Origin of the sequence: Methylomonas sp. MS20 (assembly GCF_050275925.1) — a bacterium.
Taxonomy (GTDB): Bacteria; Pseudomonadota; Gammaproteobacteria; order Methylococcales; family Methylomonadaceae; genus Methylomonas; species Methylomonas koyamae_A.
In genome coordinates this window covers 1,978,440-2,003,372 of record NZ_CP189962.1, presented here as the reverse complement: position 1 = coordinate 2,003,372, position 24,933 = coordinate 1,978,440, and the positions used below count along the sequence as shown (strand labels likewise).

Sequence of the window (24,933 nt, the reverse complement as noted above, 5' to 3'; positions counted from 1 at the left end):
TGTTATGGGAAATAGGTGCGCCGAGTGCGTTTTCCGATGGTTGCACTCGATTCGATATCAACAGAGGCATTCAAACTATGACAGACAAACTGATAGCCATCGCCGTGGACACCGCTGGCCGCGTCGCTTCTCACGCGGGCAGAGCGTCGCGCTGGCTGGTCTACGTCGTTACCAAGGAGTCCCGCGCCGATCTGGCCTGGACGCTGGATTTGACCGACATCGGCAGTCTGCACGAATGGCATGTGCGTGGCGACGGCAATCGCCACCCCTTGCACACTGTCGATATCGCGATTGCCGGCTCGGCCGGCGACGGCGTGATCCGCAATCTGGCGACCCGCTCTACCGAGTTGCTTACCACCGGCGAGACCTCGCCCGATCAAGCCTTGGCAGCCTATCTGGCCGGCACGCTGAGCGAAGGCCCGGCCCATGATGAACAACATTGCCTGAAAGATAACCATTGAGCCGGCGATTGCAAACCGCCCCGCTGGCCGCCAGCACGCCGCGACTTGCAAAGCCATCGCGGAAAAAACATGGCTTATTGCATTCGCGGGCCGGGTCCGCATCACTCGAATCCGCCCGGATTGCCGGCGGCCGCTGGGGCTGGCGTCGCTAGCCCGCGCCGGAATCGCTCACCGTCAAACTTTGAATCGGTAGCCGACGCCCGATTCGGTTAACAGATGTTGCGGCTGAGTGGGATCGGCCTCCAGTTTTTGGCGCAATTGACTCATGTAGATCCGTAAGTAATGCGCGTTTTCTTGAGAGGACGGTCCCCAAACCTCTTTTAATATCTGCCGATGAGTCAGAACTTTACCGGCATGCTTGATCAATACCGCCAGTAAACGGTACTGAATAGGCGTCAGATGCACGTCCTCGTCCGCGACGCTAACCAGACGGTTTTGCAAATCCACCCGCAGGTTGCCGGCCGTAAACACTGCTTCGCCGGCACCTTCCGCGCCGCGATTAGCGTGTCTGAGCGCCACTCGAATCCTGGCCAGCAACTCGCCGAAACCGAAGGGTTTGGTCAGATAATCGTCGGCGCCGGCGTCCAACGCGTCGATCTTGTGTTGCTCGTTGCTGCGCGCCGACAATACGATGATAGGCACCGCCGACCAAGCCCGCAAAGAGCGAATCACGTCAACCCCGTCCATATCCGGCAGGCCCAGGTCCAAAATCAATAGATCCGGCTTGCGCACGCCAGCCTCGACCAGGCCTTGCTTGCCGGTCTCGGCCTCGAACACCGCGAAACCGTGCGTGGTCAAACCGGTGCGCAAAAACCGCCGTATCGACGGATCGTCCTCGACGACGATGATGACCGGCTCGATTTTAGCCATGCCGGCTTACGGTCGCTTCGACCATCATTCTTCTAACTCCAGGCTGGGCGGTGGTTGGTCCAGCGGCAGTATAAAGGTAAAAATCGCGCCGCCGCCAGACCGATTGCGGGCGAAAATCCGGCCGCCATGGACTTCGACGATGGCTCGACAAATCGCCAAACCCAAGCCGGCTCCGCTCTGGGCGGCTTCGTGGCGAACCTGGAAAAACTTTTCGAACAGCCGCTCTTCCTTGCCGGCCGGAATACCGGGCCCCCGATCGGCGACGCTGAGCTCGACAGCCTGATCGCTGGTTTCCACGCGGATATCCAAATCGCTACCCACCGGCGTATAGCGCGCCGCGTTTTCCAGCAGATTGATCAACACTTGCTCGATCATCACCGCATCGGCGTAAACCATCGGAATACCGGCCGGCAGCGATACCCGCACCGGTCTGCCGGCCAGGCGCTTTTGCAGCACGGTTAACGCGGTGCCGACGATTTCTTCTAACGGATGCCATTGCCTGTTCAGTTCCAGTACGCCGGAATCCAGGCGGGCCATGTCCAGGATATTGTTAACCAAAGTCGACATCCGTTCGGCTTCGTCGACGATGGCCCGGCTTAATTCCAATTTATCCGACGGCTGCAACTGGCCGGCGTCTTCGGCCAATGTGGTCGCGGAGCCGATGATAGTCGCCAGCGGCGTGCGCAAATCGTGGGAAATCGCGCTCAGCAAGGAGTTGCGCAAACGTTCGGCCTCGACTTGCAACAGGGTCACGCGGGCCGTTTCCGCGAAGCGAATGCGGGCCACGGATTGGCCGATTTGGCGTAAAAAGGTTTCCAGCAATTTCTGCTGCTCCGGCAAAAACACCCGCCGCAGATTGACCGGCCGCATCGCCAGTACGCCGACGACTTTATCATCGTTTTGAATCGGAAAATAAATCGCCTCGGCGCCGGCCAAGGTGTTGGTGCCCTGTCCGGCCATTTCGTTGTGATCGAAGACCCACTGCGCGATGCCCAGATCGGCGCCCGGCAGAGACTCCGCCAATGCCGCGCCGCGCGGATGCTCGATTCTATCCTCGGCGTTGGCAAACAAAATCGCGTTGCGGCTGCTGAATTCGGAATACAACTGGCGGACCGCGATTTTGACGATATCCTCTTCGTTCTGGGCGCCGGATAATTCCTTGCTCATCGCGTATAAGGCCGCGGCCCGCCGTTCCCGGTGCGCCGCCACCTTAGCCTGCGAACGCACATTGACCATCAGATTGCTGATCACGATGCCGACCACCAGCATCGCCAGCAAAGTAATCAAATATTGGCTATCCGATACCGAAAAACTGTAAAACGGTTGAACGAACAAAATATCGAACACGCCGACACCCAGCACCGACGCCAAAATCGATGGTCCCCGACCGAAGCGCGTGGCAACGAACACTACCCCCAATAGAAACACCATGACCAAGTTTGCCAGTTCGACGCTGCCGAACAATAAATAACCGACCGCGGTACTGAACGCCGTCACGCCGACCGCCCAGGCGTAACCCAGATAGCGCCGGCGCGTCTTGGCCGGGATGCGCTGCTTGAGTCCCGGCAGCGGGCTTTTTCTGAACAGCGACGGTTCGGCTTCCGGCGCATCCATCTCGCCGCGACGCGGACTACCCAACAGATAAATATTGATATTGTGGGCTTGAGCGATCAACACATCGACGACCGACCCCAATAACCAGCGCCGCCAACCGCGCCGACTGGGTTTGCCCACCACGATTTTGTTGATATTGCGTTCCCGGGCAAAGCGGATGATCGCCTCGCTCATTGCCGGCGCACTGAGCGTGACGGTTTCCGCGCCCAACTGCTCGGCTAGTCGCAATATCCGTAACACCCCGTCGCGCTTGACCGCCGGCAGCCGGGCCAGCTCGGGCGTCTCGACGTAAGCGACGATCCATTCGGCCCGCAACCCGGCCGCCAGGCGCTTGCCGGCCCGTACCAGCCGTTCGGCCAACGGGTTGGGCCCTATGCACACCAGCAAGCGCTCGCCAACCTGCCAGACTTCGCGGATCGCATTATCTTCTCGGTAATCCAGCATCTGCGCATCGACTCGGCTCGCGGTCTGGCGGAGCGCCAGTTCGCGCAACGCAATCAAATTGCCTTTGCGGAAAAAATGCTGTATTGCCTGTTGCGCTTGTTGCGGCAGATAAATTTTGCCTTCCTTCAATCGGAGCAATAGCTCGTCCGGCGGTAAATCCACCAGTTCGACTTCGTCGGCATCTTCGAATACCGTGTCCGGCACGGTTTCCCAAACCCGAATCCCGGAAATCTGGCCGATGTCGTCGTTCAGGCTTTCCAGATGCTGCACGTTCAACGCGGTGTAGACGTCGATGCCGGCTTCCAGCAATTCATGAATGTCCTGCCAACGTTTCGGATGGCGGGAACCGGGCGCGTTGGTGTGGGCCAGCTCGTCGACCAGAATGATGGCCGGTCGCCGCTTCAGGGCCGCGTCGATATCGAACTCGCGCAGAACCGCGCCCTTGTATGGTACCGGCCGGGTCGGCAAACACTCCAAGCCGTCCAGCAAGGCCTCGGTTTCCTTACGGCCGTGGGTTTCCACCAAGCCGACGATCACATCCAACTGCTCCGCGCGCCGCTCCCTGGCCGCCAACAACATCGCGTAAGTCTTGCCAACTCCGGCCGCCGCGCCGAAGAATATCTTCAATCGGCCTCGCTTGGCCTTGGCCCGGTCCCGAGCAACGCGGGCCAGCAATTGGTCGGGATCCGGGCGTTCTGGATTCATTTGAAAATGTAGCGGATCTTGATTTGGGAGACAGCAATCAGTGTACGGACTAGCGGATAAAAATGCCGTAAAGATTCACGCGGTAAGCTGTGAACGGCGGGCCATCCGCGCAATCCCCACCCATATCGAAGCAGCGGCGGGAAAAGCGCGAACTAAATAGCGTTGCCTCAGCGCCCACGGAGCAAAATCAAGCCCATCTTCACCTTATCGCGCAGCGTCTTTTGACTAAGACAGGTATGTAGGCATAACTTCTGGCAAGCGATGGTTTCCTTCCGAATTTTACGGGCCGCCGGACCCCGCCAGATCTGCTCGGCGCTCTGTTGCGTCAAATTTCCGATCACCGGGAAGTAGAAGCAGGTTTGGACATCGCCATTGGTCCGAATAAAAAAGTCGCGCATACCGACTCGGCAAGGTATGGCCTCGGGTGGCGCTTTTTCCTCGCGAAAATGTTTGACCATCTGGTTGATGACCGTTTCGCTGTTCATGATCGGTTCTCCGGCGCGCTTGAGCGCGATCAGCGTGTTCTGCACCCGCTCGAGTTCCGGCCAGTCTGATTCTTCGATCCACAGTTCGTCGTAGGTTTCCGGGGTCCAGCGATCCAAGGGCTGAAGGTTCAGCGCGGTTGCGCCGACTTCTTGGGTCCATTTCACCATTTCCGGCAACAAGCGGAAGTTTTTGGCATTCACCGTGGTTTTAATGACGATAGGAAAATTCAGCCCGGCCTTGTCGCGGGCATCGCGAACGTATCGAATACCGTTGACCAGCCTCTCGAATAGCGAGGGATAGCCGCGCAAGTAGTCGTGCAGTTCCGCACTCGGCGCGTCGCAGGAGATATTCAAATTGAACGGCTGGGTTTCCACCAGCCGGGCGGCATTTTTCCGGTTCAGCGTCGATCCGTTAGTGGTTACGCCGCTGTGAATCCCGTTTTTGCGGCAGAAATCCATCAAGTCCAGAAAGCCCGGCTTTAAGAAGGGTTCGCCGCCGCTGAAGTTGATGGAGTAGGTGCCGACGAACGCCCGAATACTCAGCAAGGCGGTTTGCCACTGTTCAATCGTCATTTCCGGTTTGTACTCGGGCAAGCGCCAAAATTTGCAATAGCGACACTTCACGTTGCAGCGTTCGTTGATCAACGCGTAGAAGCTGACGGGCTTGGTCAAATCGGCGCCGCTCGTAAGGTACAAGGCCTCGGCCAAGTGGTTATAACCGTGTTTGACGGCCATATGGGCCAGCGAGGTCGTTTTCATCGTTCAAGCTCCAATTTGAACCGACCGGCAAATGGCACGTGCCGCCAGCGGGACCGAGAGATGCGTGTCGCCAAACGCGCATCTAACGCCCCAGCGGATTCACCACAGACTATAACTTGTTTAAGACAAACTCGCTATTTTCAGCCTAAATCCGGCGTATCTCGCCCCCGCGATTAATGTCTGATTTTGTAGCCGCTCTTGAAGACCCACCAGACGAAGCTCAGACAAATCACCAGTAAACCGCAAATCATTCCGATACTGACCCCGACGTTAAGGTCGGCAACACCATAGAAACTCCAGCGAAAACCGCTGATCAAGTAGACCACGGGGTTGAACAAGGAAATCTTCTGCCACAGCGGCGGCAGCATGTTAATCGAGTAAAACGCGCCGCCCAGAAAGGTCAACGGCGTGACGACCAACATCGGCACCACTTGCAATTTCTGGAAACTGTCGGCCCAAAGACCGATGATAAAGCCGAACAAGCTAAAGGTAATCGCCGTCAGTAACAGAAATCCGACCATCCACAGCGGATGAGCAATGTCGTAAGGCACAAAACAACGGGCCGTCGCCAAAATCAGCAAACCCAGCATCACCGATTTGGTCGCTGCCGCGCCGACGTAGCCGAGCAATACTTCGATCCAGGACACCGGCGCCGACAGCAATTCGTAAATCGTACCCGCCCATTTAGGCATGAAAATACCGAATGAAGCGTTGGAAATGCTCTCGTTCAGCAAATTCAGCATCACCAGACCCGGAATGATGAAGGCAGCGTAACTGACGCTGTCGATGTCGCCCATCCGCGACGCGATCGCCTTGCCGAACACGATGAAGTACAGCGACGTGGTGAGCACCGGCGCGGCAACGCTCTGGGCCAGTGTGCGAAACGTGCGCGCCATTTCAAAACGGTAAATCGCGCGAATGCCGTAAACGTTCATGCGCTAGCCTCCTTGGGCTGGTGAACCAGACTGACGAAGATATCTTCCAGCGAGCTTTCGCTGGAGCGCAGATCCCTGAATTCGATGCCGTGCTCGGCCAACGCGTTGAGCAGTTCGGCAATCCCGGTCTCCTCGGTCTGACTATCGAAGCTGTAAACCAAAGCCAGGCCACTCTCGGCGATTTCCAGCGGCCAGTGACTCAAGCCGGCGGGAAGCTCGTCTATCGGCAAGCGCAGCGTTAACGTCAATTGTTTTTTGCCGAGCTTGCGCATCAAGACGGCTTTATCCTCGACCACGATCAGTTCGCCCTTGCTGATGACACCAATGCGGTCGGCCATGTCTTCGGCCTCTTCGATGTAATGGGTGGTCAAAATGATGGTGGTGCCGCGCTCGCGCAATGCGCGCACCATGCGCCACATATCGTGCCTGAGCTCGACATCGACACCGGCGCTAGGCTCGTCCAGAAACAGAATCGACGGTTCGTGGGACAGCGCCTTGGCGATCAGCACCCGCCGCTTCATGCCGCCGGATAAGGCCATGATTTTTTCGTTACGCTTGTCCCACAACGACAGATCACGCAAGATCTTTTCTATGTAGCCGGGGTCGGGGGGCTTGCCGAACAAGCCGCGACTGAAGGAGACCGTGGCCCACACCGACTCGAACGCATCGGTATGCAGTTCTTGCGGCACCAGGCCAATGCTGGCCCGCGCCGCCCGATAATCGCGGGCGATATCGTGATCGTCGGCGACGACGCTGCCGGCCGAGGCTTTAACGATACCGCAAATGATGCCGATCAGCGTGGTTTTGCCGGCCCCGTTCGGACCGAGCAACGCGAATATTTCGCCGCGGCGGATATCCAGATCGACATTCTTTAAGGCTTGAAAACCCCCGGCATAGACTTTATTGACGCCGCGCACGGCCACGATAACGTTGGGGGACTGGGCTTCCGGCGGCGGGATGTTGGGCAAGGTCCGTGGCATGGATCGGTTCGATGGAAAGTGGTTGGGAAGGCAATCGACCAGTGATTCCGCTTCCGGGTTCCGGCAATTTAGCGAAGCGGCGGTCAACCGATCAGATCGAAGGAAGAGGTTGCAGCGAATTCAACACCTTAGGCTGCCTGACGATTCGCACCGCAACCGGCGCGTCTTGGGAAGAAAACAGACCGCAACTCATCGAGAGACAAGCGGAACGATGATGTTGGCCGTCGAGCGGCGCTCGACAGCCAACGTTACGAATCAGAGTTTTTTGTCGATCAAGACTTGGTCGTCGATAATCAGCTTGGAAACGCCGCCCAGCGACAAGTGCAAGGTGCAGGACGCGGTTTTAAAATTGGAGTCTTTCTCGCCGACCCATTCCATCGTCACGTAAGTAGCCTTATCCGTGGAGGTCTTGGACGGAAAGAACACTTGCGTGCCGGTTTTGTTCTCGATCAGTTTCGGGCATTTTTGGTTGGCCATTTCCTGCATCGCCACCAGGGCGCGGATTTGCGCCGCCGCCTCTTTTTCTTCGTTGGATTGATCCTTGCTGACGCCGACCAATATGAAGCCGACCACGAATACGCCTACCATAGCGATCATCAATTTCTGTGTCTCACCCATTGTAGCTCTCCTCTCTCTATTGTAATTATTTTCGGCGAATCCGAAGTATTGCCCTTCGGATTCTATGCTAAATGGCTGGCAGCGGCAATCGAAGTCGACCGCCGTTATTGCGGGTCGACCTGTTCTATCCAATTGCCCAGGTTATAGTAGTTGGTGATACGGGCGACCTTACCGTCGCGAATGTCGAAAAATGCGCCGGCCGGCAAGCGATAGGTCTGGCCGTTGGCTTCCGGCAGACCTTCGTCGGTGTTCAGGTATTCGCCCAAAACGACGAACTCGGCCGCGCCGCGGGTACCCGTTTCATTGGCCATCACCACCATGTCCACCAGTTGCTCTTTGTAGTGGTGATTCATTTTTTGCATGAACTGACCGAAGGCTTCCTTACCGGTTTCGCGATCACCTTGGTTGATGTCATGCACGACATCGTCGGTCAGCAGGCTCAGAAAGCGGTCCATGTCGCCATTGTTGAACGCTTGGTAGTAGTTCTGAATCAATTCGATCGCTTGCTTTTGCATGGCATTACCCGTCGGGAAAGGTGTTGAAAAGCCGGCGATTCTGCCAGAAAACCGCTTTTTTTTCAGCTTAAAATTCGACGCCCTGCTCGGCTTTGATGCCGGTTTCGTAAGCATGCTTGATCCGGGTCATTTCAGTGACGGTATCGGCGACCGCAATCACTTCCGGGGCCGCGTTGCGGCCGGTCAACACCAAATGCAACCAAGCCGGTTTTTGGTTTTTTATGAAATCGGCGATTTCCGGGCCGCCGATCCAGCCGTAGCCGCAGCAATAATTGATTTCGTCGAGAATGACCAAATCGAACGCTTCCGAAAGGATTTTTTGCTTGGCGAATTCCCAAATGTCGCGGCTCGTCTTGATGTCCTGCTCGGGATTTTTGGTATCCCAGGTGAAGCCGTCGCCCAACGCGTGCCACTCGATATTGTCGAAACGTTCGGCCGCGCGTTGCTCTCCGGTCTGCCATTGGCCCTTGATGAATTGAATCACGCAAACCTTCATGCCCCAACCGGCCGCGCGGAACACCATCCCGAACGCGCTGGAGGATTTGCCCTTGCCCTCGCCGGTGTGGACCAACACCACACCCTGTCTTCTATCTCTGGTTTTCATGGTCTCTGCTTCGTGATCTCCCGGCGACGCCAGGGTTCACGTGCATTGTAACAATTAAACGGCGCGGGACGGACTAAGCTACCGGCTAACGCTTGAGCTGCTCACGAATGGAAACCGAACAAAACCAACGCCAAACATCCGACAGAGAAACCCATCTAGCCAGCGACCGCCGGCGCTCTAAAGTGCCTGGGTGACTCGTCGTTTGTCGCTGACCAAGGTTCCGAATAGCGCCAATCCGCCGGCAAACAGCCAAACCGCGGCCGGTAGCGGCACCGGCGCATAACCGTATCCGCTGTCGGTCAGCAACTGATAACGATTGTCGGCAATCCCCAAATACACCAATCCGGTGCTCCCGAAATTGGCGGACGATTGGGTCGCCGTGGGTTTGAAGTAGCTGCTGGCGCTCGCGCCCACTTCCAGGAAGGCATCCAGCGAAATCAACGTATTCACCGGCACCGAAAACGTCGCGACGCCGGTGCAAGACGGCGTCCAAGAGCAGTTGAAACTGCGCGGCGTGTATCCATTCTCGGAGAACGAGATGCTATCGCCGGTACCGAGTTGGACGCTGCCGCGAGCGGTCGCCGAACCGGACAATCCCCCGGATACCAGATACGTCAAGGTCAAATCGATATTGCGGCCGCTCGGTCCCGCCACGCTAAAGTGATCGGAAAACGATACCTTGCTGCTACCGCTGGCGACATTGGCGGCATACGCGGTCGCGCTGGCGTTGGCGGTGGCTTTCAAGATACCGGCGCTGACGAAGCCGCTGGCGGACGAGCGATACGTTTCAAGGTTCGAGCCTGGACCGCTCCTCGGATCGGGTACTTGATACAGCGCATCCACCGCGTACGCGGAGGGGCCGTTAACGTTATCTATCACCTTGAAGTCGGAATCGTAGGACGGGCTGCCATAGGCGGCGTTGGCGCTAGCCGTCACGGTTAACGAAGTGTTGTAGGCATTAGCGGCCGGCGCGTAAACGAATGGGGCGCACAACGGCAACAAAAGCACAAAGCGATTCATAAATTACCTCGGTATTGATGGTTAGTAATTGGAGATGGGATGGCCGACAAGGCGTATGCGAGTAAGGATTTCGGGTGCATCAAATCCGCACGGATGTTGAACGCTGCCGGAGACGAAGCCAGCCCGGCGCCAATAGTGCCGATCCGAACAACCAGGCCGAGGCCGGTAGCGGCACTTGAGAAACGCCCGAGACGTTCGCATAGGCGTGGCTAGTCACCTTAAAGGAGATGCGGCCGATACTCGTGGTCGGTAGAGTGACCGATAAGGTCCCCGACGCCTGGGTCGGCACGTGTCCGACCAGATTGGCGTTCAGGAATAGATCCTTACGGCTGGACATAGCCTGGTTGGGGTCGCCGAAATCGTTGACCACCAGCAACACCCAAGCCGCCGCGACATCATTCATCCCGCTGCCCGGCACCAAGCCGATACTCATACTGTAATCGACCGAAAATGTGGTCGCCCCCGTTCCCGAACCGGTGAAACTGCCGGTGCGATAGCTCTCGGTCGCCACCGCGTCGCCATAGGCCGGATCGCTGTCCTGGGAATAGGCATGCAGCAAGTCCGGATCGACATCGGCTTTCGAGATCAGGGAACGAATCCCGCTCCCTGTTTGCAGGCTGGTTAACGGCGTCACCCAATCGGATGAATAGGTGCCATCGCCGTAAGGGGTCTCCATGCGCGTATCCACGCGCGACGACCTGTCGTACCAAGCGATTCCGGCGTTGACATCGGTGCCGGACGTCACGCGAAAACTACGCCAGTCCACGCTGACCTCCGCGGTCGAGCTGGCGCTGCCGGCCGCGGCGCCGTGATTGAAGGCCATCAAACTCAGGATGGAAATTGCGAGTACGGTCTGTTTGAGTCTCATCGTATTGCCCTTGGTATAACCGTTAACGGTTGAATGGAAGCGAAAAGCCACCGCGCGATTAAGCGCTACGAATTTGACATATCGTCGCGACTTTATCACTCAATTTGGTATCTATTTTAGATACCATAGAAATACCAGTTACAAATTTCGGTGTCAATCGTGGATTATTGATTTCGATCCGGTAATATTTCATGGATTCTTTTGCTGCTGGGGAGTAAGCGTGTCCATCCTGGTGTTAGGCAGTTACGTCCAGGCCCATTGCCTGAACGTCGAACATTTGCCGGCGCCCGGCGAATCCCTGGCGGCCGAGAGCTTGCTTTCCGAACACGGCGGCAAGGGTTTCAACGTCGGCGTCGGCTTACATAGACTCGGCGCCGAAGTAAGTCTGCTACTGCCGCTAGGGCGCGACGCAGCGGCGGACAGCGTGTCGCGATGCTTGATGGCCGAAGGCATGAATGTGGACTGGCTATTGCGGATTGGCGATAGCTCGGGATTTGGCGTGGGCTTTATCGGCCCGAGCGGCGAGAATTTTCTGGCGGTCTATCCCGGCGCCAACGCGCTGTTGGACGCCGGCCACGTCCGGCAAGCCATCGTCGCCCTGCCCGGTTTGGCGTTGATGTATGCCCAATTCGAAATTCAGGACGCGCCGATCCGCGCGGGATTCGAAATCGCCCGCCAACGCGGCATGGCAACGATGTTGAATCCGTCGCCGTGGCGAGCGCTGGATCCTGAAATATTGGCGTTGACCGACATTCTGGTGCTGAACCAAACCGAAGCCGCCCATTTGTTTAATCTCAACAATGACGGGATAGAGCCGGCGCAATGCCTACTTGAATTGGCGACCTGGGCAAAACGGATCGGCTGGTCCGGCAAATTGCTGATCGTCACCTTAGGTGGCCAGGGTTGCGTGGCTTTGAGTGACGGCCGCGTCTGCCGGCAAGCGGCCTGGCCTATCGTTGCAGTGGATACCACCGGAGCCGGCGACGCCTTCAATGCCGGATTGGCGATCGGTTGGTTGGAAACGCATCGGGCGGAGGACGCGCTGTTCAAGGCTAGCGCGTGCGGCGCTTGGGTCGCGGCCCGCCCAGGCGTCCTAAAGAGTTTGCCGACCGGCGCTCAGATCGAGCCCTTTATCGCGACCAATCCGATACCAATAAACTAATTAGTCCGGCCGAATTTTTAGATTGACCCGATAGGTGTAGGCGTCGCCGCGAAAAGTGCCTTCGACATATTCGACGATCTGGCCGTTGTCGGCGTGGGTTTTCCGTTTTAGCAGCAAACAGGGTGCCGGCTCGACAAACCCAAACACCGCCGCTTCGACATCGTCGCAAAGCACCGCCTCGATGGTTTGCTCGGCGTGCACCAAACCCAAATCGCAAGCGGACTCCAAATACTGGTAGGCTGAACCTTCGCCATCCCAATCGGCCAGCGCCGGTGCCACGGTTAAATCGTACCAGGCCACTTCGCGCGACAGCGGCATGCCGTCGCCGAGGCGCACCCGCACCAAACGTAGAAACCGCGCCGATGCCGGCCGATTGAATAGCGAAGCGATGGTTCGATCGACAACGACCCGGTGTTCCAGGATTTGGGTGGACGGCGTGATGCCGAGCTCGCGCATTTCCTCGGTAAAGCCTTTCAACTTCCCCATCTCCGGATTGATGCGCGCCGGCGCCTTGACTTTGGCGCCGGAACGGCCGTGGCTGGCGATGCGATCCTGCGCCCGCAATTCTTCATAGCAGCGTCTGACCGTGGTCCGACTCAGCGCCAAGGCTTCGGCCAACGCGCGCTCGGACGGCAAACTGAAGCCGTCTTCCAATTCGCCGGACTGAATCATGTCGGCGATGCGTTTTTGCAATTGCTTGTATACCGGCTCCGATACGCCGGCATTCGGACGAATTTTCTCGATGAAGGCCGCACTGTCGTTGGCGGCCAAAGAACCGGTACTGATGCCGTCGGACGCGATTGCCACCGTTCGAGCCTCCCGATACTTAGCGTTTGCCTAGCAGGTTTTGCACTTTGACCAACAATATCGACGCCGCCAAGACTAAGGTCACCGCATTGGCGGCAATAATCGCCACATTGCGCAAGTACAAACCATAGATCAACCACATCAATACCCCCAGCGTGAACATACTGTACATGCCCAGCGATAGCGAACCGGTATCGCGGGTTTTGATCGTCATGATCGCTTGCGGTAAAAACGACAGCGTGGTTAGCATCGCGGCCAGATAGCCGATGAATTCGTAGGAAAATGCCATGGCAACTTACGGTTTAGAACTTAGTGGAGTGTTGGTTGGGAAACGCGGCTTGAATCCTACGACGGACAGACAAACTCGGGCGTAAATTTAAACCGCGAACACCGCGGCCACGGTCTTGAATTTAAATGGGCGGCCGGAAAACGAACTGAAAACCGGTCGTGCGAAATATTACAGAAACTCCCGGAGATAATAAGCACCGGCCAGCAGCACCAGCAGCGAAAACGCCACCAACCAGAAATAGCCGAAAAACATCATGACTTTAACGGCGGTTTCGACCGGTTTGCGCCGGACAATCAACCAGCCCGCCAAACAGGCAAAGCCGGCCACGCCCAGAAAGCCGGCGATGGCGGGACTCATCGCGGCGGCGGCGCCAGCACTTCGCGGCTACCGTTGGTTTCCGGCGGCGTCACCACGCCGGCGTTTTCCATCTCCTCGATAATCCGCGCCGCCCGGTTGTAACCGATTTTGAAGCGGCGTTGCACGCTGGAAATCGACGCCTTGCGCGAATCGGTAACGAAAGCCACCGCTTCGTCGTACAGCGGATCGGTTTCGCCGCCCTCGCCGCCCTCGCCGGCGATTTCGCCACTGTCGGTGCGTTCCTGGGTGATTTCGTCCAGATAATTGGTCGGCCCGGTTTTCTTCAAAAACTCGACGACGGCATGGACTTCGTGGTCGTCGACGAAGGCGCCGTGCGCCCGCAGCGGAATGCTGGTACCCGACGGCAGGAACAGCATGTCGCCGTTACCCAACAAGGCTTCGGCGCCGCCTTGGTCGATGATGGTCCGAGAATCGATCCGCGACGACACCTGGAACGAGATCCGGGTCGGCACGTTGGCCTTGATCAAGCCGGTCAACACGTCCACCGACGGGCGCTGAGTCGCCAGAATCAAATGAATACCGGCGGCCCGAGCTTTTTGCGCCAGCCGGGCGATCAATTCCTCGACCTTTTTACCGACCACCATCATCATATCGGCCAGCTCGTCAATGACGATGACGATGCTGGGCAAGGTGGTCAACAACGGATAGTCGTCGGCTGGAATCGGCGTTTGCGGGTAAAACAGCGGATCGCGCAGCGGTTGGCCGGCGGCGTCGGCTTCCCGAACCGCATGATTGTAGCCGGCCAGATTGCGCACGCCGACCTTGGACATCAATTTGTACCGGCGCTCCATCTCGGCGACAGCCCAACGCAAGGCGTTTTGCGCGTCCTTCATATCGGTGACCACCGGCGTCAGCAAATGCGGAATGCCTTCGTAAACCGACAATTCCAGCATTTTCGGGTCGATCATAATCAAGCGCACGTCTTCCGGCTTGGCTTTGTAGACCAGGCTCAAAATCATCGTATTGATCGCCACCGACTTACCGGAACCGGTGGTACCGGCCACCAGCGCATGCGGCATTTTGCCCAAATCGGCGACTACCGGCGTGCCGGAAATATCCTTACCCATCGCCAGCGTCAATTTGGATTTGGCGCGGTCGAATTCGTCGGACACCAGCAAATCGCGCAAGGACACCATCTCGCGTTCCTGATTCGGAATCTCCAAGCCGATCACCGACTTGCCCTCGATCACTTCGACGATACGCACGCTGGTCACCGACAGGCCACGTGCCAAATCCTTGGCCAGACTGCTGATCCGGCTGACCTTAACGCCGGCCGCCAAACGCAGTTCGAAACGGGTAATCACCGGGCCGGGCAACACGGCCTCGACCTCGGCGGCGATGCCGTAATCCTGCAATACATCCTCGACCTGCCGGGAAATTTCTTCCAACTCGACTTTGGAATAACGCTTAACCTTGATGTCGCGTTTTTCCAGCAAGGATAGCGGTGGCAAGGCGTTCAAAAACTCGCCGGGTTCGTAATTCTCCAGCGGCTTGGCGTCCTTGCGGCGGGCCGGCTTGACGGCCGCTGGCGCGGTAGGCGGAGTTTCGACCACCTGAATCTGCGGTTTGCGGGCGGTACGTTCTTCGGCTTTGCCGGCGTCGGCTGGTTTGGCTTTGCGCTGAATTTCCGGACGATCCGGACGCTCGGTCGCCGGCCGTTCGCCGCGATAACGGCCGGGCGCGGCCACCGCCTGACGGCCCACCACCGAACAAGCGGCCATCGCGCCCTTGCCGATCAAAGTCATCATCATCAGCCAGGACAAGCCGGTGAACAGGGTCACGCCGGTCATGAAGATCGCCAGCAGCAACAAGGTCGAACCGGAATTCCCTAGCAGATGCACCAGCGCGTCGCCGATTTCCCTGCCCAGAATACCGCCGGGACTTTCCGGCAGATCGACCTTGGTGCGCAGGAAATGCAGATGCAAGAATAAAATCGCCGAACCGGATAGCATTGTCGCCAGAAACCCGCTCCAGCGCATCGCAATCAGCCACTGGCCGCCCGGCTGCTGTTTGCCGCCGTGAAACAGTATGAATCCGTACCAAAAAATCATCACCGGAATCAGGTAGGCCATCAAGCCGAGAAAACTCAACACGAAATCGGCCAACCACGCGCCGAATAGGCCGCAGGCATTGGCGATTTGTTGATAAGACGTGCTGTGGCTCCAGCCGGGATCGTTGGAACTAAACGTCAATAGTGCAATCAGGAAAAACAACGCGCAACTGGTGCAGCCCAGCAAGGCGATTTCGCGATAACCTCGCGCGGCTTTTTCTTCAACAACGGCAACCATGACTAAAAGCTCTCAATAAAAGCGTCCCAAAACAGGATTATAGATGATAAACGTCGAGACCACATTAGATTGCCCGCAACCGCCCCAAGCAATCGGCCCCAAAACGGACTAACCACGCGGAAGTCTCTCCGAGCGATTTCAGTATACGCCGAGTTTCGCGAAAACCTAACGGCCGATAGCCGCCGCTGACCCCGCGTCGGTTCCGCCCGCGGCAAACCCAGCAAAACCGCGGTTTCGCCACCTGCCAATAACCCTTATAATCCGATCATCCCCCACCCGACTCAATGGAGACCGTTAACATGGCCGAAGCCAAACATTGCAAATTGTTAATCCTGGGCTCAGGCCCCGCCGGCTACACCGCCGCCGTCTACGCCGCCCGCGCCAACCTGAATCCGGTGATGATCACCGGCATGCAACAAGGCGGCCAGCTAACCACGACCACCGAGGTCGACAACTGGCCCGGCGACGTAGACGGCGTGCAAGGACCGGAATTGATGGATCGGATGCTGCGCCATGCCGAACGCTTTAATACCGAAGTGATCTTCGACCACATCCACACCGCCGACCTGTCGAAAAAACCGTACACGCTGACCGGCGACTCCGGCGTTTACACCTGCGACGCACTGATCGTAGCTACCGGCGCCTCTGCAAAATATCTGGGCCTGCCGTCCGAGGAAGACTTCAAGGGCCGCGGCGTCTCGGCCTGCGCGACCTGCGACGGTTTCTTCTACCGCAACAAACCGGTCGCGGTGATCGGCGGCGGCAATACCGCGGTCGAGGAAGCCTTGTATCTGGCCAACATCGCCTCGGAGGTGATCGTGGTTCACCGCCGCGACAAGTTCCGCTCCGAGAAAATTCTGTCGGACAAACTGATCGAGAAATCCAAATCCGGCAACGTCAAAATCGAATGGAATTACCAGCTCGACGAAGTCCTGGGCGACGACATGGGCGTGACCGGCATTCGCATCAAAAGCACGGCCGACGGCAGCACCAAAGATATCGACGTACACGGCGTATTCATCGCGATCGGCCATACGCCGAATACCGACATCTTTACCGGTCAACTGGAGATGGACCACGGCTACATCGTCGTCAAGAGCGGCATACACGGCAACGCCACCGCGACCAACGTACCGGGCGTATTCGCGGCCGGCGACGTGATGGATTCGCACTACAAACAGGCGATCACCTCGGCCGGTGCCGGCTGCATGGCCGCGCTGGATGCCGAAAAGTACCTGGACGAACTAACCGGCTAAAGCCACTTCCGATCGCCCCGCTTTGAAAAGCACACCGTTCCGGCAGGGATAGCCGGAACTTGGCCTCCGACTTAAGCGCCCGAAGACCACTCACCCTGGCATTATTGGCGACTGGTATCATGGGGGACAGGCCGAAAATGGCAACGTAACTACTGGCTGTCGCACATTTTGGGATTACCGCTGGCAGCAGCAAATCATTCGCTGAAAATCTTGGAAACGGAGCGAAGGCGAAGTGAAGATTTTTAGTTCTCAATAGGCATAGCATCAGGCGGGTTTTCGCAATGAAGCGGAGAAAAGCCTCGCGAAACGCCGTCAAGTCATGCGAGAACCTATGTTTCGACCCCTTGTCGGGTCGAAACGACGCGACGAACGAATCGAGGCCGTAGCAGGCATAAGCGGTCGCGTCATTTTTACCTGATTTTTCGGCCCAGGATGCCCGAAAAATCTTTCGCAAAAATAGCGACTCCCCGGCAACAGAGGTTCGTCAGAAAAACCATCCATCCGAAATTGTCCAATTTTATCTTCAGTATAAAAGCGCCGGCATCAATGCGATTACATTCAGTCGCGGTAACTGACGTTATTGGCGATGTTAACCGTAAGCGATCTTTGAAGGACGCACTAGAACTGAAACGGACAATGACTTAACCGTTGGCGTGCGATTAGTCCGTTAGGGCGTCGAGATTCCAAGGCAACAGCGCTTCGAACTCTTCGACAGTTTTTGCGGTGGGAAGCTTTCGGAACAGATCGACCAGATAGGTGTAAGGGTCGACGCTATTGGCCTTGCAGGTTTCGATCAACGAGTAAAGATTAGCGCTGGCACGGGCGCCGGCCACCGTATCGCAAAACAACCAATTGCGGCGGCCCACCACGAAGGGGCGTATGGCGTTTTCGCAGAGGTTGTTGTCGATGGGCCAAGCGCCGTTGTCGACGAAGCGGATCAGTTTGGACCACTGCGATGACAAGTAATGCAAAGCCTTGCCCAGCAAACTACCGGGGATTACCGCATGCAGATGTTGTAGCAGCAGGGCTTCGATTTTGACCAAAACCGGTCGGCTTTGCTCCTGGCGCCGCTGCCCACGCTGTTCGACGCTCAGGTCTTCCGTCTGAGTTTCAATCGCGTACAGTTCACCCATCGCCGCGATAAACTGCGTCGCCAGTTGCTCCGGGCCGCGCGCGGCTTTAGGAATGGCGGCTTCGGCCTCGACAAAATAACGCCGCGCATGCGCCCAACAGCCGAGGTGAATCGCACCCCGGCTGGCTGCAATGGCGTTATACACCTCATAGCCGTCGCTCATCAGTACCGCGCCGGGTTTGATGCCTTCATACAACGGCTGCGCATGCGTTCCGCCGCGCCCCGGCGTGTAGCTGAACAGCCGAATCGGCGGTCCGGAGCCGGTCATTTGTGCCCACAGATAGCTTTTGCTTTGCGCGGCTCGGCCGGATTCTTTGAGCACTTGAACCACGGTTTCGTCGCCCAGGATCAGATCGGCATCGAGCAGATGGTCGCGCAGCAAGTTGATGATGGGTTGCACTGCGTCGCCAACCCGCACCATGCTAGCCGCCAGCGTGTTGCGCGACAGATCGCCGCCGAAACGGCTCAACAGCGCGGCTTGCCGATACAGCGGCAGGCTATCCTGGTATTTGGCGGTGACGACCCAGGCTAATGCCGTTTCGGTGAGTAAGCCTTTGGGGATGATGCGAACCGGTGCCGGCGTCACGCGAATGCTTTCATCGCAGCACGGGCAGGCATATTTGACGCGGTGATGTTGAATGACTCGCACCTGTTGCGGCACGATGTCGAGCTGCTCGCTGATTTCAGCGCCGATTTCCACCAGACGAGTACCGTCATGCGCACAGATGCGTTCGGCTTCCGCTAATTCATGGCGCACGATCTCACGCGGCAGATGCGGATCGAGCGGTTTGCGACCGCGTTTCTTACGGCGGTGACCGGCCACCTCGACCGCTTCGGGCGTGGCTTCCTCGGCGATTGGAGCACCGTTCGGCGCCAACACTTCGGCTTCGTTCAGGAACAGGTCGCGCTGGGCCGGATTGGCCCGCGCCTCGGATTTTGCGGCATACAGCCTATGCAGAAAGGCATCCACACGTTCTTTCAATAAATCCCGCTCGACCGTCACCAACCGCAGTTGACTCGCCAGCCGTTGCTGCTCGGCCAGCAAGGCTTGGTAGTCTTCGGTGGACAGCGTGATGGTGGGCGTCATGCCGTTATTTTACCGGCTTTACATCCGCGTTTCAGCCCACTTGGGTATAGGTTCGTGCCGGATGCGGCCGCATCGCGGCCAAGTCAATACCGGCTAACAACCAGTGGAGTTGCTCGACCGTCAACATCACAACTGCTGCCTCTTTCGGCCAGTGAAAACGGTCGGCTTCCAGCCGCTTGAGCATCAACCAAAAACCGGTGCGGTCCCACAACAGCAGTTTGATCCGATCCCGCCGGCGGTTGCTGAACACGTAGATGGCCGGCTCGAACGGATTCAAGCCTAATGCCTGCTCAACCAGCAGCGCTAAACCATTGATGGCCTTGCGGCCGTCGACCGGCTCGCGGTGCAGGTAGACCTTCAATCCTGCGTCGAAACGAAACATGGCAGCTCGGCCAACGCCTTCAAAATCACCGGCAGGTCGCTCAGTGCGACAGGCTGTAACGCGAGTTTAACGCCGTTGGGCAACTCCGCACTGAGCGCTGACTCAGCCGGTTTCTCTGCGCTCAGCGACTGAACGGGCACAAAAGCCGGCAACGTTAATGGACTGTTCGGATTCGGATGTCCTGTTTCTCGGTAATGCCCCATCCACTTGCGCAGCAGATTGGCATTGATACCGTATTGCAGAGCGATCTTGGCAACCGATGTGCCCGAATGCAAGCAAACTTTCACTAGCTCCCGCTTGGCTTCCGGATCATAAAGGCAACGGCCGTCTCGCCCGTGCCCCACGATTAATGGCCGCGATAATCGCGTGTTATGCTCCTTCATAGGTGTCCACCTGATTATAAGTGGACACTATCTTCGTTCCTTTCGAGCTGTTTATACAGATGCTGTTAAAGGACCGCTTACTGTTAACCAGTAAAGGAGTAACGGCGTGTCCGGTGTAAACGGCGTCGGTTTCATCACGTTGACGGTCGTGCAGCCAAAACCGTTGAGCGATCAGGCGCCCCGCTCACTCGAAACTGTCCTTTCTGAGGTTGCGGTAGGCCGCGACGGCATAGCCGGCTTCCAATGCGGCGGCTGCGGGGCTATCGGCACTGACGCCGCCGGCGCCGGGCACCGGGGCAATCCGGCCGGCGTTTAGCCCGTATACCATCGCCACCGAAATGCCGTGGTCCGGCACGATCAGGCTGTAGCAGGTGTTCAGCCAATGCGGCTCGGTTGGCGGGCGGCCGTTCAGCAAATCGACCACGGCCCGCGCGCAGACCTTGGCTTCGGAATTGGCGGCGAAGGCCGACTTGGGTATCGGCGCGTAGTCGGCGGCGTCGCCGATTACGTGAATGAATTCGTTGAAGCGCGAACGGCTGGTCCAAGGATCGACCGGGCACCAGCCACCGCTGTCGGTCAAGCCGGCTTGGGCGGCGATGCGGCCGGCGCGTTGCGGCGGAATGATGTTCAGCACGTCGCCAGTAAAGCGGTCGCCGAAATCGGTGAGTACCGCTCGACCGGCGGCCTCCAAGCGCACTACCGGATTGTTGGCGATCGACAGCCACTCGATGCTCGCGGCCGGCGTGCCGTAGCCGAAATGCCGGCGCCAGCCGGATTCGAACAATTTTTGTTTGGAGAAGCTCGGTTTGGGATCGAGTATCACCACCTTGGCGCGCGGCTTGAATTGCTTCAGCCAGAACGCGATCAGGCTGGCCCGCTCGTAGGGGCCGGGCGGACAACGGTAGGGATCGGGCGGCGCGCAGATCAGCACCCGGCCGCCGTCGGGCATCGCCTGGATTTGGCGAAGCAACAATTCGGTCTGCGGGCCCGCTTGCCAGGCGTGCGGAAAACGCTCGGCCATTTCGGCATCGTAGCCAGCGATGGCTTGCCAGTCGAAATCGATGCCGGGCGCCAACACCAACCGGTCGTAGCGCAAGCTATCGCCATCGGCCAGCACCAGTTTGCGCCGGTCGGCGTCGATCGCGGCCACTCGGTCACCGATCAGGCGAACTTGGTAATGATCGACCAAGGCCCGATAATCGACTTGCAACTGCGCCGGTTTCAACAGTCCGGCCAAAGTCCAGTTACTGGCCGGACAGGTGATATAAGCGGATTTGGGTTCTATTAAGGTGACGTCGATCGTCGGGTCGAACACGCGAAGGAACTTGGCGGCGGTGGCGCCGGCAAAGCCGCCGCCCACGACCACGACATGCGCCCTTGCCGCGCCGCCGATCGTCCATGTTTGACAGGCGCTCAGCGAGCCGGCCGTCGCGACGGCACCAGTTCGCAGAAATCGTCGGCGCGACCAGTCCGCCATCTAGCGTTTTCCCAGGTAATCGGCCACCACCGCTAATTCGGTGTCGCTGTAGCCTTTGGCGATCCGATTCATCAAAGTCGCGGTTTTGCGGTCGTATTTGAAATCCAGCAAAGACTGACGAAGTTTTTCAGCCGACTGGTCCGCCAGCGCGGGCATGCCGGCGTCGCCGTCCTCTCGCGGATGGCAGATCGTGCAATTGGCGGCGATCGCCTCGGCGGCGAAATCGGCGCGCGCGGCGGTGGTCAACACTAGCAGCAGTAAGCCGACAGCCGCCCGCATTCGCTTAGTTCGCGGCTTTTTGCCGGAAAACCTCGTACAGCAACACGCCGGTCGCGACCGATACATTCAGGCTTTCCACTTGGCCCACCATCGGTATCTTTACCAGAAAGTCGCAATGCTGGCGGGTCAGATGGCGCAAACCGCTGCCTTCCGCGCCCATCACCAAAGCCAGCGGCATATCCAGTTTCATCTGGTAGACGGTTTGCTCGGCTTCGCCGGCCGCACCCATGATCCAAACATTTTGGTCCTTGAACCAGCGCAGCACCCGAGCCAGATTGGTAACCTGATAGACCGGCACCGTCTCGGCCGCGCCGCTGGCTACCTTGCACACGGTCGGCGTGATGCCGGCGGCATTGTCTTTGGTAACTACAACGCCATGCACGCCCACCGCGTCGGCGGTACGCAAGCACGCTCCGAGATTATGCGGGTCCTGGACTTGATCCAGAATCAAATAAAACGGCGTTTCGGTCAGCGCGTCGAAATCCTGTTTTAGCTGATCTTCGCTGCGCATCGCCGGCAATTCGACCGCGACCACGATGCCTTGGTGATTTTTGCCGTCGGCCATCCGCTCCAGCTTTTTGCGCTCGGTTTTCTCGGGATTGACACCCAACTCCGCCAACGCGTCGAGCAGCGGTTTCAAGCGGGCATCCTGGCGTTGGCCGTCGATCCAGGCGCGGCGGATTTTGTCTGGAGAATGTTCCAAGGCGGCCTGCACGGCGTGCACGCCGAAAAGCTGAGTCAAACTCATGATTTACGGCGCCGTCTGGATCGGGTAGATTTTTTGGCGGGTTCGGACTTGGCGGACTTACCTTTGCCCTCGGTCGTTTTGGCTTTGCTGGATTTGGCCTTTTTGGGTTTGGCGTTCTCGGCCTTCTTGCCGGTCTGAATCAATTCGAAGTCGATCTTTTTGTCGTCCAAATTGACCCGTACCACACGGATGCGCACCGCGTCGCCCAGCCGGTAGCGCACGCCGGTGCGTTCGCCGTAAAGCTGATGCTTGCCGGAATCGAACTGGAAATAGTCGTTGTGCAAGGAGGCGATATGCACCAGGCCTTCGACGTAAACGGTCTGCAATTCGACGAAAAACCCAAAACCGGTGACCGACGAAATCACTCCGGCGAATTCCTCGCCGATCTTGTCCATCATATACTCGCACTTCAACCAACTAATCACGTCGCGGGTGGCGTCGTCGGCTCGGCGCTCGTTGGCGGAACAGTGCTCGCCCAGCGCCATCATGTCGGCGTAGTTGTAGGCAAAACTGTCCGGCGCCTTGCCGGCCAGTGCGTGGCGGATCGCCCGGTGCACCAGCAAATCCGGATAACGGCGGATCGGCGATGTGAAATGCGCGTAAGCGTCGAGCGCCAAGCCGAAATGACCCTTGGTTTCCGGGCTGTACACCGCTTGCGACATCGAGCGCAGCAAGATGGTCTGGATCAGGTGGGCATCCGTGCGGCCGGCCACCGATTCCAGCAAGTGCATGTAATCCAGCGGGGTCGGTTGAGCGTGGCCGCCGAGATGCAGACCCAGCTCGTTCAAAAAGGTCTTCAGCGCTAGTAATTTCTCTGGGCCTGGGCCGTCGTGTATCCTCAGCAGGCGCGGCAACTTTTTGCGGGTTAGGAATTTGGCCGCCGCGGTGTTGGCGGTAATCATGAATTCTTCGATCAATTTATGCGCGTCGTTGCGGACCAGCGGCACGATCTCGGCGATTTTGCGCTCGGGCCCGAACACGATCTTGGTTTCCTGCGTGTCGAAATCCATCGCCCCGCGCAATTCGCGTTGCCGGCGCATGGCCTGGTACAGGCTGTACAGCGTTTGCAGATGCGGCACCAAATCCGCGTATTTCTTGGCCAGTTTTTGATCGCCGTCGACCAGTATTTTTGCGACTTCGCTGTAGGTTAGCCGGGCATGGGAACGCATCACGGCCTCGAAAAACCGCGAACGCACCACTAGGCCGTCCTCGCCGATCAGCAACTCGCAAACCATGCATAGCCGATCCACCTTGGGATTCAGCGAACACAAGCCGTTGGACAAAATCTCCGGCAGCATCGGGATGACTTTTTCCGGGAAATACACCGAGGTGCTGCGGTTTTTGGCTTCGTCGTCCAGCGCGGTACCCACCTTGACGTAGTGCGATACGTCGGCGATCGCCACCAATAACTTCCAGCCTTTCTTGGTTTTTTGGGCATACACCGCGTCGTCGAAATCGCGGGCGTCCTCGCCGTCTATCGTCACCAACGGCAGGTGGCGGACGTCTTCCCTGCCCTGCTTGGCCGATTCCGGCACTTCCGCCTGCAAGCCGCCAATCTCGGCCAGCAAAGCCTCCGGCCAATGGTTGGGTAGCTCGTGCGAACGGATCGCCATTTCGATTTCCATGCCGGGTGCCATATGCATGCCCAACACTTCGACAACCCGCCCCAAGGGCTGGTAGTGCGCGCTGGGTTGCTGGACGATTTCGGCGACGACGATCTGGCCGTTTTTGGCGCCACCGACATCCTCCTTGGCGATCAGAACCTCGTGAATGATTTTCTTGTTATCCGGCACCACATAAGCGACGCGGCCCTCGGTGAAGAACCGGCCGACCACTTGGTGGGTATTGCGTTCCAGAATATCAACGACGGCGGCTTCGCGGCGCCCCTTGCGATCGATGCCGGTTACCCTAACCGCGACCCTGTCGTTGTGCATCAGCGGCTTCATTTCCCTGGGCGACAAAAACAAATCGTCGCTGCCGTCTTCCGGTTTCAGAAAGCCGAAACCCTCGGGATGACCGAGTACCCGCCCGTTAATCAAGTTTTGACCGTTGCCGATCATGTATTTTTGCCGGCTGTTGAATACCAACTGGCCGTCGCGTTCCATCGCGCGCAAGCGCCGGCGCAGGGCTTCGAGAGCGTCGGCGGACTCTAACCCGAATTGTTGAGCGATTTGTTGACGCCGCAACGGCTTGCCGGTTTGCTGAACCAGCTGCAGTATCAGTTCGCGGCTGGGAATGGGATGTTCGTATTTTTCGGCTTCGCGCTCGGCGTAAGGATCGACGAACGTTTTGGAATCAGTGGGCTGATCGGAATTGGATGTCATTGAGTAGTCGTTTCGGTGTCGGGTCATGCGGCCGGGGTCGCGCATGGGGCGCCCGGCAAACGG

Annotated in this window: 24 protein-coding genes; 3 read left to right on the top strand and 21 right to left on the bottom strand. The window is 58.1% G+C overall.

Features of this window, described 5'->3' with window-relative positions; all coding sequences use genetic code 11:
* The first annotated feature begins 77 nt into the window (after window positions 1-77).
* Window positions 78-461 carry a NifB/NifX family molybdenum-iron cluster-binding protein gene (locus ACQE3D_RS08675; RefSeq protein ID WP_313728302.1) on the top strand — a complete coding sequence of 128 codons (384 nt, stop codon included), beginning with the start codon at window positions 78-80 and terminating at the stop codon, window positions 459-461.
* Between the two features lie 174 nt (window positions 462-635).
* On the opposite strand, the gene kdpE is transcribed toward ACQE3D_RS08675, so the two are convergent.
* The 10 genes from kdpE to ACQE3D_RS08625 all read right to left on the bottom strand — a co-directional run bounded on the left by kdpE (window position 636) and on the right by ACQE3D_RS08625 (window position 10,878).
* Window positions 636-1,331, bottom strand: a complete 696-nt coding sequence (kdpE, locus tag ACQE3D_RS08670) for a two-component system response regulator KdpE (protein WP_064030779.1) — start codon at window positions 1,329-1,331, stop codon at window positions 636-638.
* A 24-nt stretch (window positions 1,332-1,355) separates the two neighbouring features.
* Window positions 1,356-4,094, bottom strand: coding sequence for a DUF4118 domain-containing protein (locus tag ACQE3D_RS08665; RefSeq protein ID WP_427551631.1), 2,739 nt, complete (start codon window positions 4,092-4,094; stop codon window positions 1,356-1,358).
* A gap of 167 nt (window positions 4,095-4,261) precedes the next feature.
* Complete coding sequence (locus tag ACQE3D_RS08660; protein WP_427551630.1) at window positions 4,262-5,338, bottom strand: radical SAM/SPASM domain-containing protein; 1,077 nt, start codon at window positions 5,336-5,338, stop codon at window positions 4,262-4,264.
* A 173-nt stretch (window positions 5,339-5,511) separates the two neighbouring features.
* Window positions 5,512-6,273, bottom strand: a complete 762-nt coding sequence (locus ACQE3D_RS08655) for an ABC transporter permease (protein ID WP_064030782.1) — start codon at window positions 6,271-6,273, stop codon at window positions 5,512-5,514.
* The gene (locus ACQE3D_RS08650) at window positions 6,270-7,253 is read right to left on the bottom strand and encodes an ABC transporter ATP-binding protein (RefSeq protein WP_427551628.1); all 984 of its coding nucleotides are present in this window, start codon (window positions 7,251-7,253) and stop codon (window positions 6,270-6,272) included. Before ACQE3D_RS08650 ends, ACQE3D_RS08655 begins: the two co-directional genes overlap by 4 nt.
* 255 nt (window positions 7,254-7,508) lie before the next feature.
* Window positions 7,509-7,871 carry a hypothetical protein gene (locus tag ACQE3D_RS08645; protein WP_064030784.1) on the bottom strand — a complete coding sequence of 121 codons (363 nt, stop codon included), beginning with the start codon at window positions 7,869-7,871 and terminating at the stop codon, window positions 7,509-7,511.
* Window positions 7,872-7,975: 104 nt separating this feature from the next.
* Window positions 7,976-8,386 carry a ketosteroid isomerase-related protein gene (locus ACQE3D_RS08640; protein ID WP_064030785.1) on the bottom strand — a complete coding sequence of 137 codons (411 nt, stop codon included), beginning with the start codon at window positions 8,384-8,386 and terminating at the stop codon, window positions 7,976-7,978.
* A gap of 67 nt (window positions 8,387-8,453) precedes the next feature.
* Window positions 8,454-8,990 (bottom strand): cob(I)yrinic acid a,c-diamide adenosyltransferase, encoded by a 537-nt coding sequence (gene cobO, locus ACQE3D_RS08635; protein ID WP_427551627.1) that lies wholly within the window; start codon window positions 8,988-8,990, stop codon window positions 8,454-8,456.
* 177 nt (window positions 8,991-9,167) lie between these two features.
* The gene (locus ACQE3D_RS08630; protein WP_064030787.1) at window positions 9,168-10,010 is read right to left on the bottom strand and encodes a hypothetical protein; all 843 of its coding nucleotides are present in this window, start codon (window positions 10,008-10,010) and stop codon (window positions 9,168-9,170) included.
* A 79-nt stretch (window positions 10,011-10,089) separates the two neighbouring features.
* A complete protein-coding gene (locus ACQE3D_RS08625) occupies window positions 10,090-10,878 on the bottom strand; it encodes a hypothetical protein (RefSeq protein WP_427551626.1) in 789 nt (262 codons plus the stop codon).
* Between the two features lie 220 nt (window positions 10,879-11,098).
* Here ACQE3D_RS08625 and ACQE3D_RS08620 point away from each other — a divergent pair, with 220 nt between their 5' ends.
* Complete coding sequence (locus ACQE3D_RS08620) at window positions 11,099-12,040, top strand: ribokinase (protein ID WP_427551624.1); 942 nt, start codon at window positions 11,099-11,101, stop codon at window positions 12,038-12,040.
* On the opposite strand, the gene ACQE3D_RS08615 is transcribed toward ACQE3D_RS08620, so the two are convergent.
* The 4 genes from ACQE3D_RS08615 to ACQE3D_RS08600 form a co-directional block, all read right to left on the bottom strand.
* On the bottom strand, window positions 12,041-12,847 hold the full coding sequence (locus tag ACQE3D_RS08615; RefSeq protein ID WP_427551622.1) for a GntR family transcriptional regulator: 807 nt from the start codon (window positions 12,845-12,847) through the stop codon (window positions 12,041-12,043). It abuts the gene before it with no gap.
* Window positions 12,848-12,866: 19 nt separating this feature from the next.
* A complete protein-coding gene (locus ACQE3D_RS08610) occupies window positions 12,867-13,136 on the bottom strand; it encodes a SemiSWEET transporter (protein ID WP_064030789.1) in 270 nt (89 codons plus the stop codon).
* A gap of 168 nt (window positions 13,137-13,304) precedes the next feature.
* The gene (locus tag ACQE3D_RS08605; RefSeq protein ID WP_427551620.1) at window positions 13,305-13,493 is read right to left on the bottom strand and encodes a hypothetical protein; all 189 of its coding nucleotides are present in this window, start codon (window positions 13,491-13,493) and stop codon (window positions 13,305-13,307) included.
* Window positions 13,490-15,802, bottom strand: coding sequence for a DNA translocase FtsK (locus ACQE3D_RS08600; RefSeq protein WP_427551619.1), 2,313 nt, complete (start codon window positions 15,800-15,802; stop codon window positions 13,490-13,492). The genes ACQE3D_RS08605 and ACQE3D_RS08600 overlap by 4 nt, the downstream gene beginning before the upstream one ends.
* Before the next feature lie 299 nt (window positions 15,803-16,101).
* Between ACQE3D_RS08600 and trxB the strand changes: the two genes are divergently transcribed.
* Complete coding sequence (gene trxB, locus ACQE3D_RS08595) at window positions 16,102-17,058, top strand: thioredoxin-disulfide reductase (RefSeq protein ID WP_064030885.1); 957 nt, start codon at window positions 16,102-16,104, stop codon at window positions 17,056-17,058.
* Window positions 17,059-17,717: 659 nt separating this feature from the next.
* Here the strand turns inward: trxB and tnpC are convergent.
* The 7 genes from tnpC to rnr all read right to left on the bottom strand — a co-directional run bounded on the left by tnpC (window position 17,718) and on the right by rnr (window position 24,870).
* Entirely contained in the window at window positions 17,718-19,277 is a 1,560-nt protein-coding gene (gene tnpC / locus ACQE3D_RS08590; protein WP_313728405.1) for an IS66 family transposase, read from the bottom strand.
* Between the two features lie 31 nt (window positions 19,278-19,308).
* A complete protein-coding gene (tnpB, locus tag ACQE3D_RS08585; protein ID WP_313727828.1) occupies window positions 19,309-19,659 on the bottom strand; it encodes an IS66 family insertion sequence element accessory protein TnpB in 351 nt (116 codons plus the stop codon).
* The gene (locus ACQE3D_RS08580; protein WP_231883784.1) at window positions 19,635-20,042 is read right to left on the bottom strand and encodes a transposase; all 408 of its coding nucleotides are present in this window, start codon (window positions 20,040-20,042) and stop codon (window positions 19,635-19,637) included. Before ACQE3D_RS08580 ends, tnpB begins: the two co-directional genes overlap by 25 nt.
* Window positions 20,043-20,226: 184 nt before the next feature.
* On the bottom strand, window positions 20,227-21,519 hold the full coding sequence (locus tag ACQE3D_RS08575) for an FCSD flavin-binding domain-containing protein (RefSeq protein ID WP_427551618.1): 1,293 nt from the start codon (window positions 21,517-21,519) through the stop codon (window positions 20,227-20,229).
* The gene (locus tag ACQE3D_RS08570; RefSeq protein WP_071159739.1) at window positions 21,520-21,798 is read right to left on the bottom strand and encodes a c-type cytochrome; all 279 of its coding nucleotides are present in this window, start codon (window positions 21,796-21,798) and stop codon (window positions 21,520-21,522) included.
* A gap of 4 nt (window positions 21,799-21,802) precedes the next feature.
* Window positions 21,803-22,546, bottom strand: coding sequence for a 23S rRNA (guanosine(2251)-2'-O)-methyltransferase RlmB (gene rlmB / locus ACQE3D_RS08565; RefSeq protein WP_064030794.1), 744 nt, complete (start codon window positions 22,544-22,546; stop codon window positions 21,803-21,805).
* Window positions 22,543-24,870 (bottom strand): ribonuclease R, encoded by a 2,328-nt coding sequence (gene rnr / locus ACQE3D_RS08560; RefSeq protein WP_427551616.1) that lies wholly within the window; start codon window positions 24,868-24,870, stop codon window positions 22,543-22,545. Before rnr ends, rlmB begins: the two co-directional genes overlap by 4 nt.
* Window positions 24,871-24,933 lie beyond the last annotated feature (63 nt).

Excerpts from the sequence above, each read along its gene's own strand:
- ACQE3D_RS08640 (WP_064030785.1), bottom strand. The coding sequence starts at position 8,386 with ATGCAAAAGCAAGCGATCGAATTGATTCAGAACTACTACCAAGCGTTC.
- tnpB (WP_313727828.1), bottom strand. The coding sequence starts at position 19,659 with ATGTTTCGTTTCGACGCAGGATTGAAGGTCTACCTGCACCGCGAGCCG.
- ACQE3D_RS08580 (WP_231883784.1), bottom strand. The coding sequence starts at position 20,042 with ATGAAGGAGCATAACACGCGATTATCGCGGCCATTAATCGTGGGGCAC.
- ACQE3D_RS08675 (WP_313728302.1), top strand. The coding sequence starts at position 78 with ATGACAGACAAACTGATAGCCATCGCCGTGGACACCGCTGGCCGCGTC.
- rlmB (WP_064030794.1), bottom strand. The coding sequence starts at position 22,546 with ATGAGTTTGACTCAGCTTTTCGGCGTGCACGCCGTGCAGGCCGCCTTG.
- ACQE3D_RS08570 (WP_071159739.1), bottom strand. The coding sequence starts at position 21,798 with ATGCGGGCGGCTGTCGGCTTACTGCTGCTAGTGTTGACCACCGCCGCG.
- ACQE3D_RS08665 (WP_427551631.1), bottom strand. The coding sequence starts at position 4,094 with ATGAATCCAGAACGCCCGGATCCCGACCAATTGCTGGCCCGCGTTGCT.
- ACQE3D_RS08600 (WP_427551619.1), bottom strand. The coding sequence starts at position 15,802 with ATGGTTGCCGTTGTTGAAGAAAAAGCCGCGCGAGGTTATCGCGAAATC.
- ACQE3D_RS08630 (WP_064030787.1), bottom strand. The coding sequence starts at position 10,010 with ATGAATCGCTTTGTGCTTTTGTTGCCGTTGTGCGCCCCATTCGTTTAC.
- ACQE3D_RS08605 (WP_427551620.1), bottom strand. The coding sequence starts at position 13,493 with ATGAGTCCCGCCATCGCCGGCTTTCTGGGCGTGGCCGGCTTTGCCTGT.
- ACQE3D_RS08645 (WP_064030784.1), bottom strand. The coding sequence starts at position 7,871 with ATGGGTGAGACACAGAAATTGATGATCGCTATGGTAGGCGTATTCGTG.
- ACQE3D_RS08625 (WP_427551626.1), bottom strand. The coding sequence starts at position 10,878 with ATGAGACTCAAACAGACCGTACTCGCAATTTCCATCCTGAGTTTGATG.
- ACQE3D_RS08575 (WP_427551618.1), bottom strand. The coding sequence starts at position 21,519 with ATGGCGGACTGGTCGCGCCGACGATTTCTGCGAACTGGTGCCGTCGCG.
- rnr (WP_427551616.1), bottom strand. The coding sequence starts at position 24,870 with ATGACATCCAATTCCGATCAGCCCACTGATTCCAAAACGTTCGTCGAT.
- ACQE3D_RS08650 (WP_427551628.1), bottom strand. The coding sequence starts at position 7,253 with ATGCCACGGACCTTGCCCAACATCCCGCCGCCGGAAGCCCAGTCCCCC.
- kdpE (WP_064030779.1), bottom strand. The coding sequence starts at position 1,331 with ATGGCTAAAATCGAGCCGGTCATCATCGTCGTCGAGGACGATCCGTCG.
- cobO (WP_427551627.1), bottom strand. The coding sequence starts at position 8,990 with ATGAAAACCAGAGATAGAAGACAGGGTGTGGTGTTGGTCCACACCGGC.
- ACQE3D_RS08660 (WP_427551630.1), bottom strand. The coding sequence starts at position 5,338 with ATGAAAACGACCTCGCTGGCCCATATGGCCGTCAAACACGGTTATAAC.
- trxB (WP_064030885.1), top strand. The coding sequence starts at position 16,102 with ATGGCCGAAGCCAAACATTGCAAATTGTTAATCCTGGGCTCAGGCCCC.
- ACQE3D_RS08610 (WP_064030789.1), bottom strand. The coding sequence starts at position 13,136 with ATGGCATTTTCCTACGAATTCATCGGCTATCTGGCCGCGATGCTAACC.
- tnpC (WP_313728405.1), bottom strand. The coding sequence starts at position 19,277 with ATGACGCCCACCATCACGCTGTCCACCGAAGACTACCAAGCCTTGCTG.
- ACQE3D_RS08655 (WP_064030782.1), bottom strand. The coding sequence starts at position 6,273 with ATGAACGTTTACGGCATTCGCGCGATTTACCGTTTTGAAATGGCGCGC.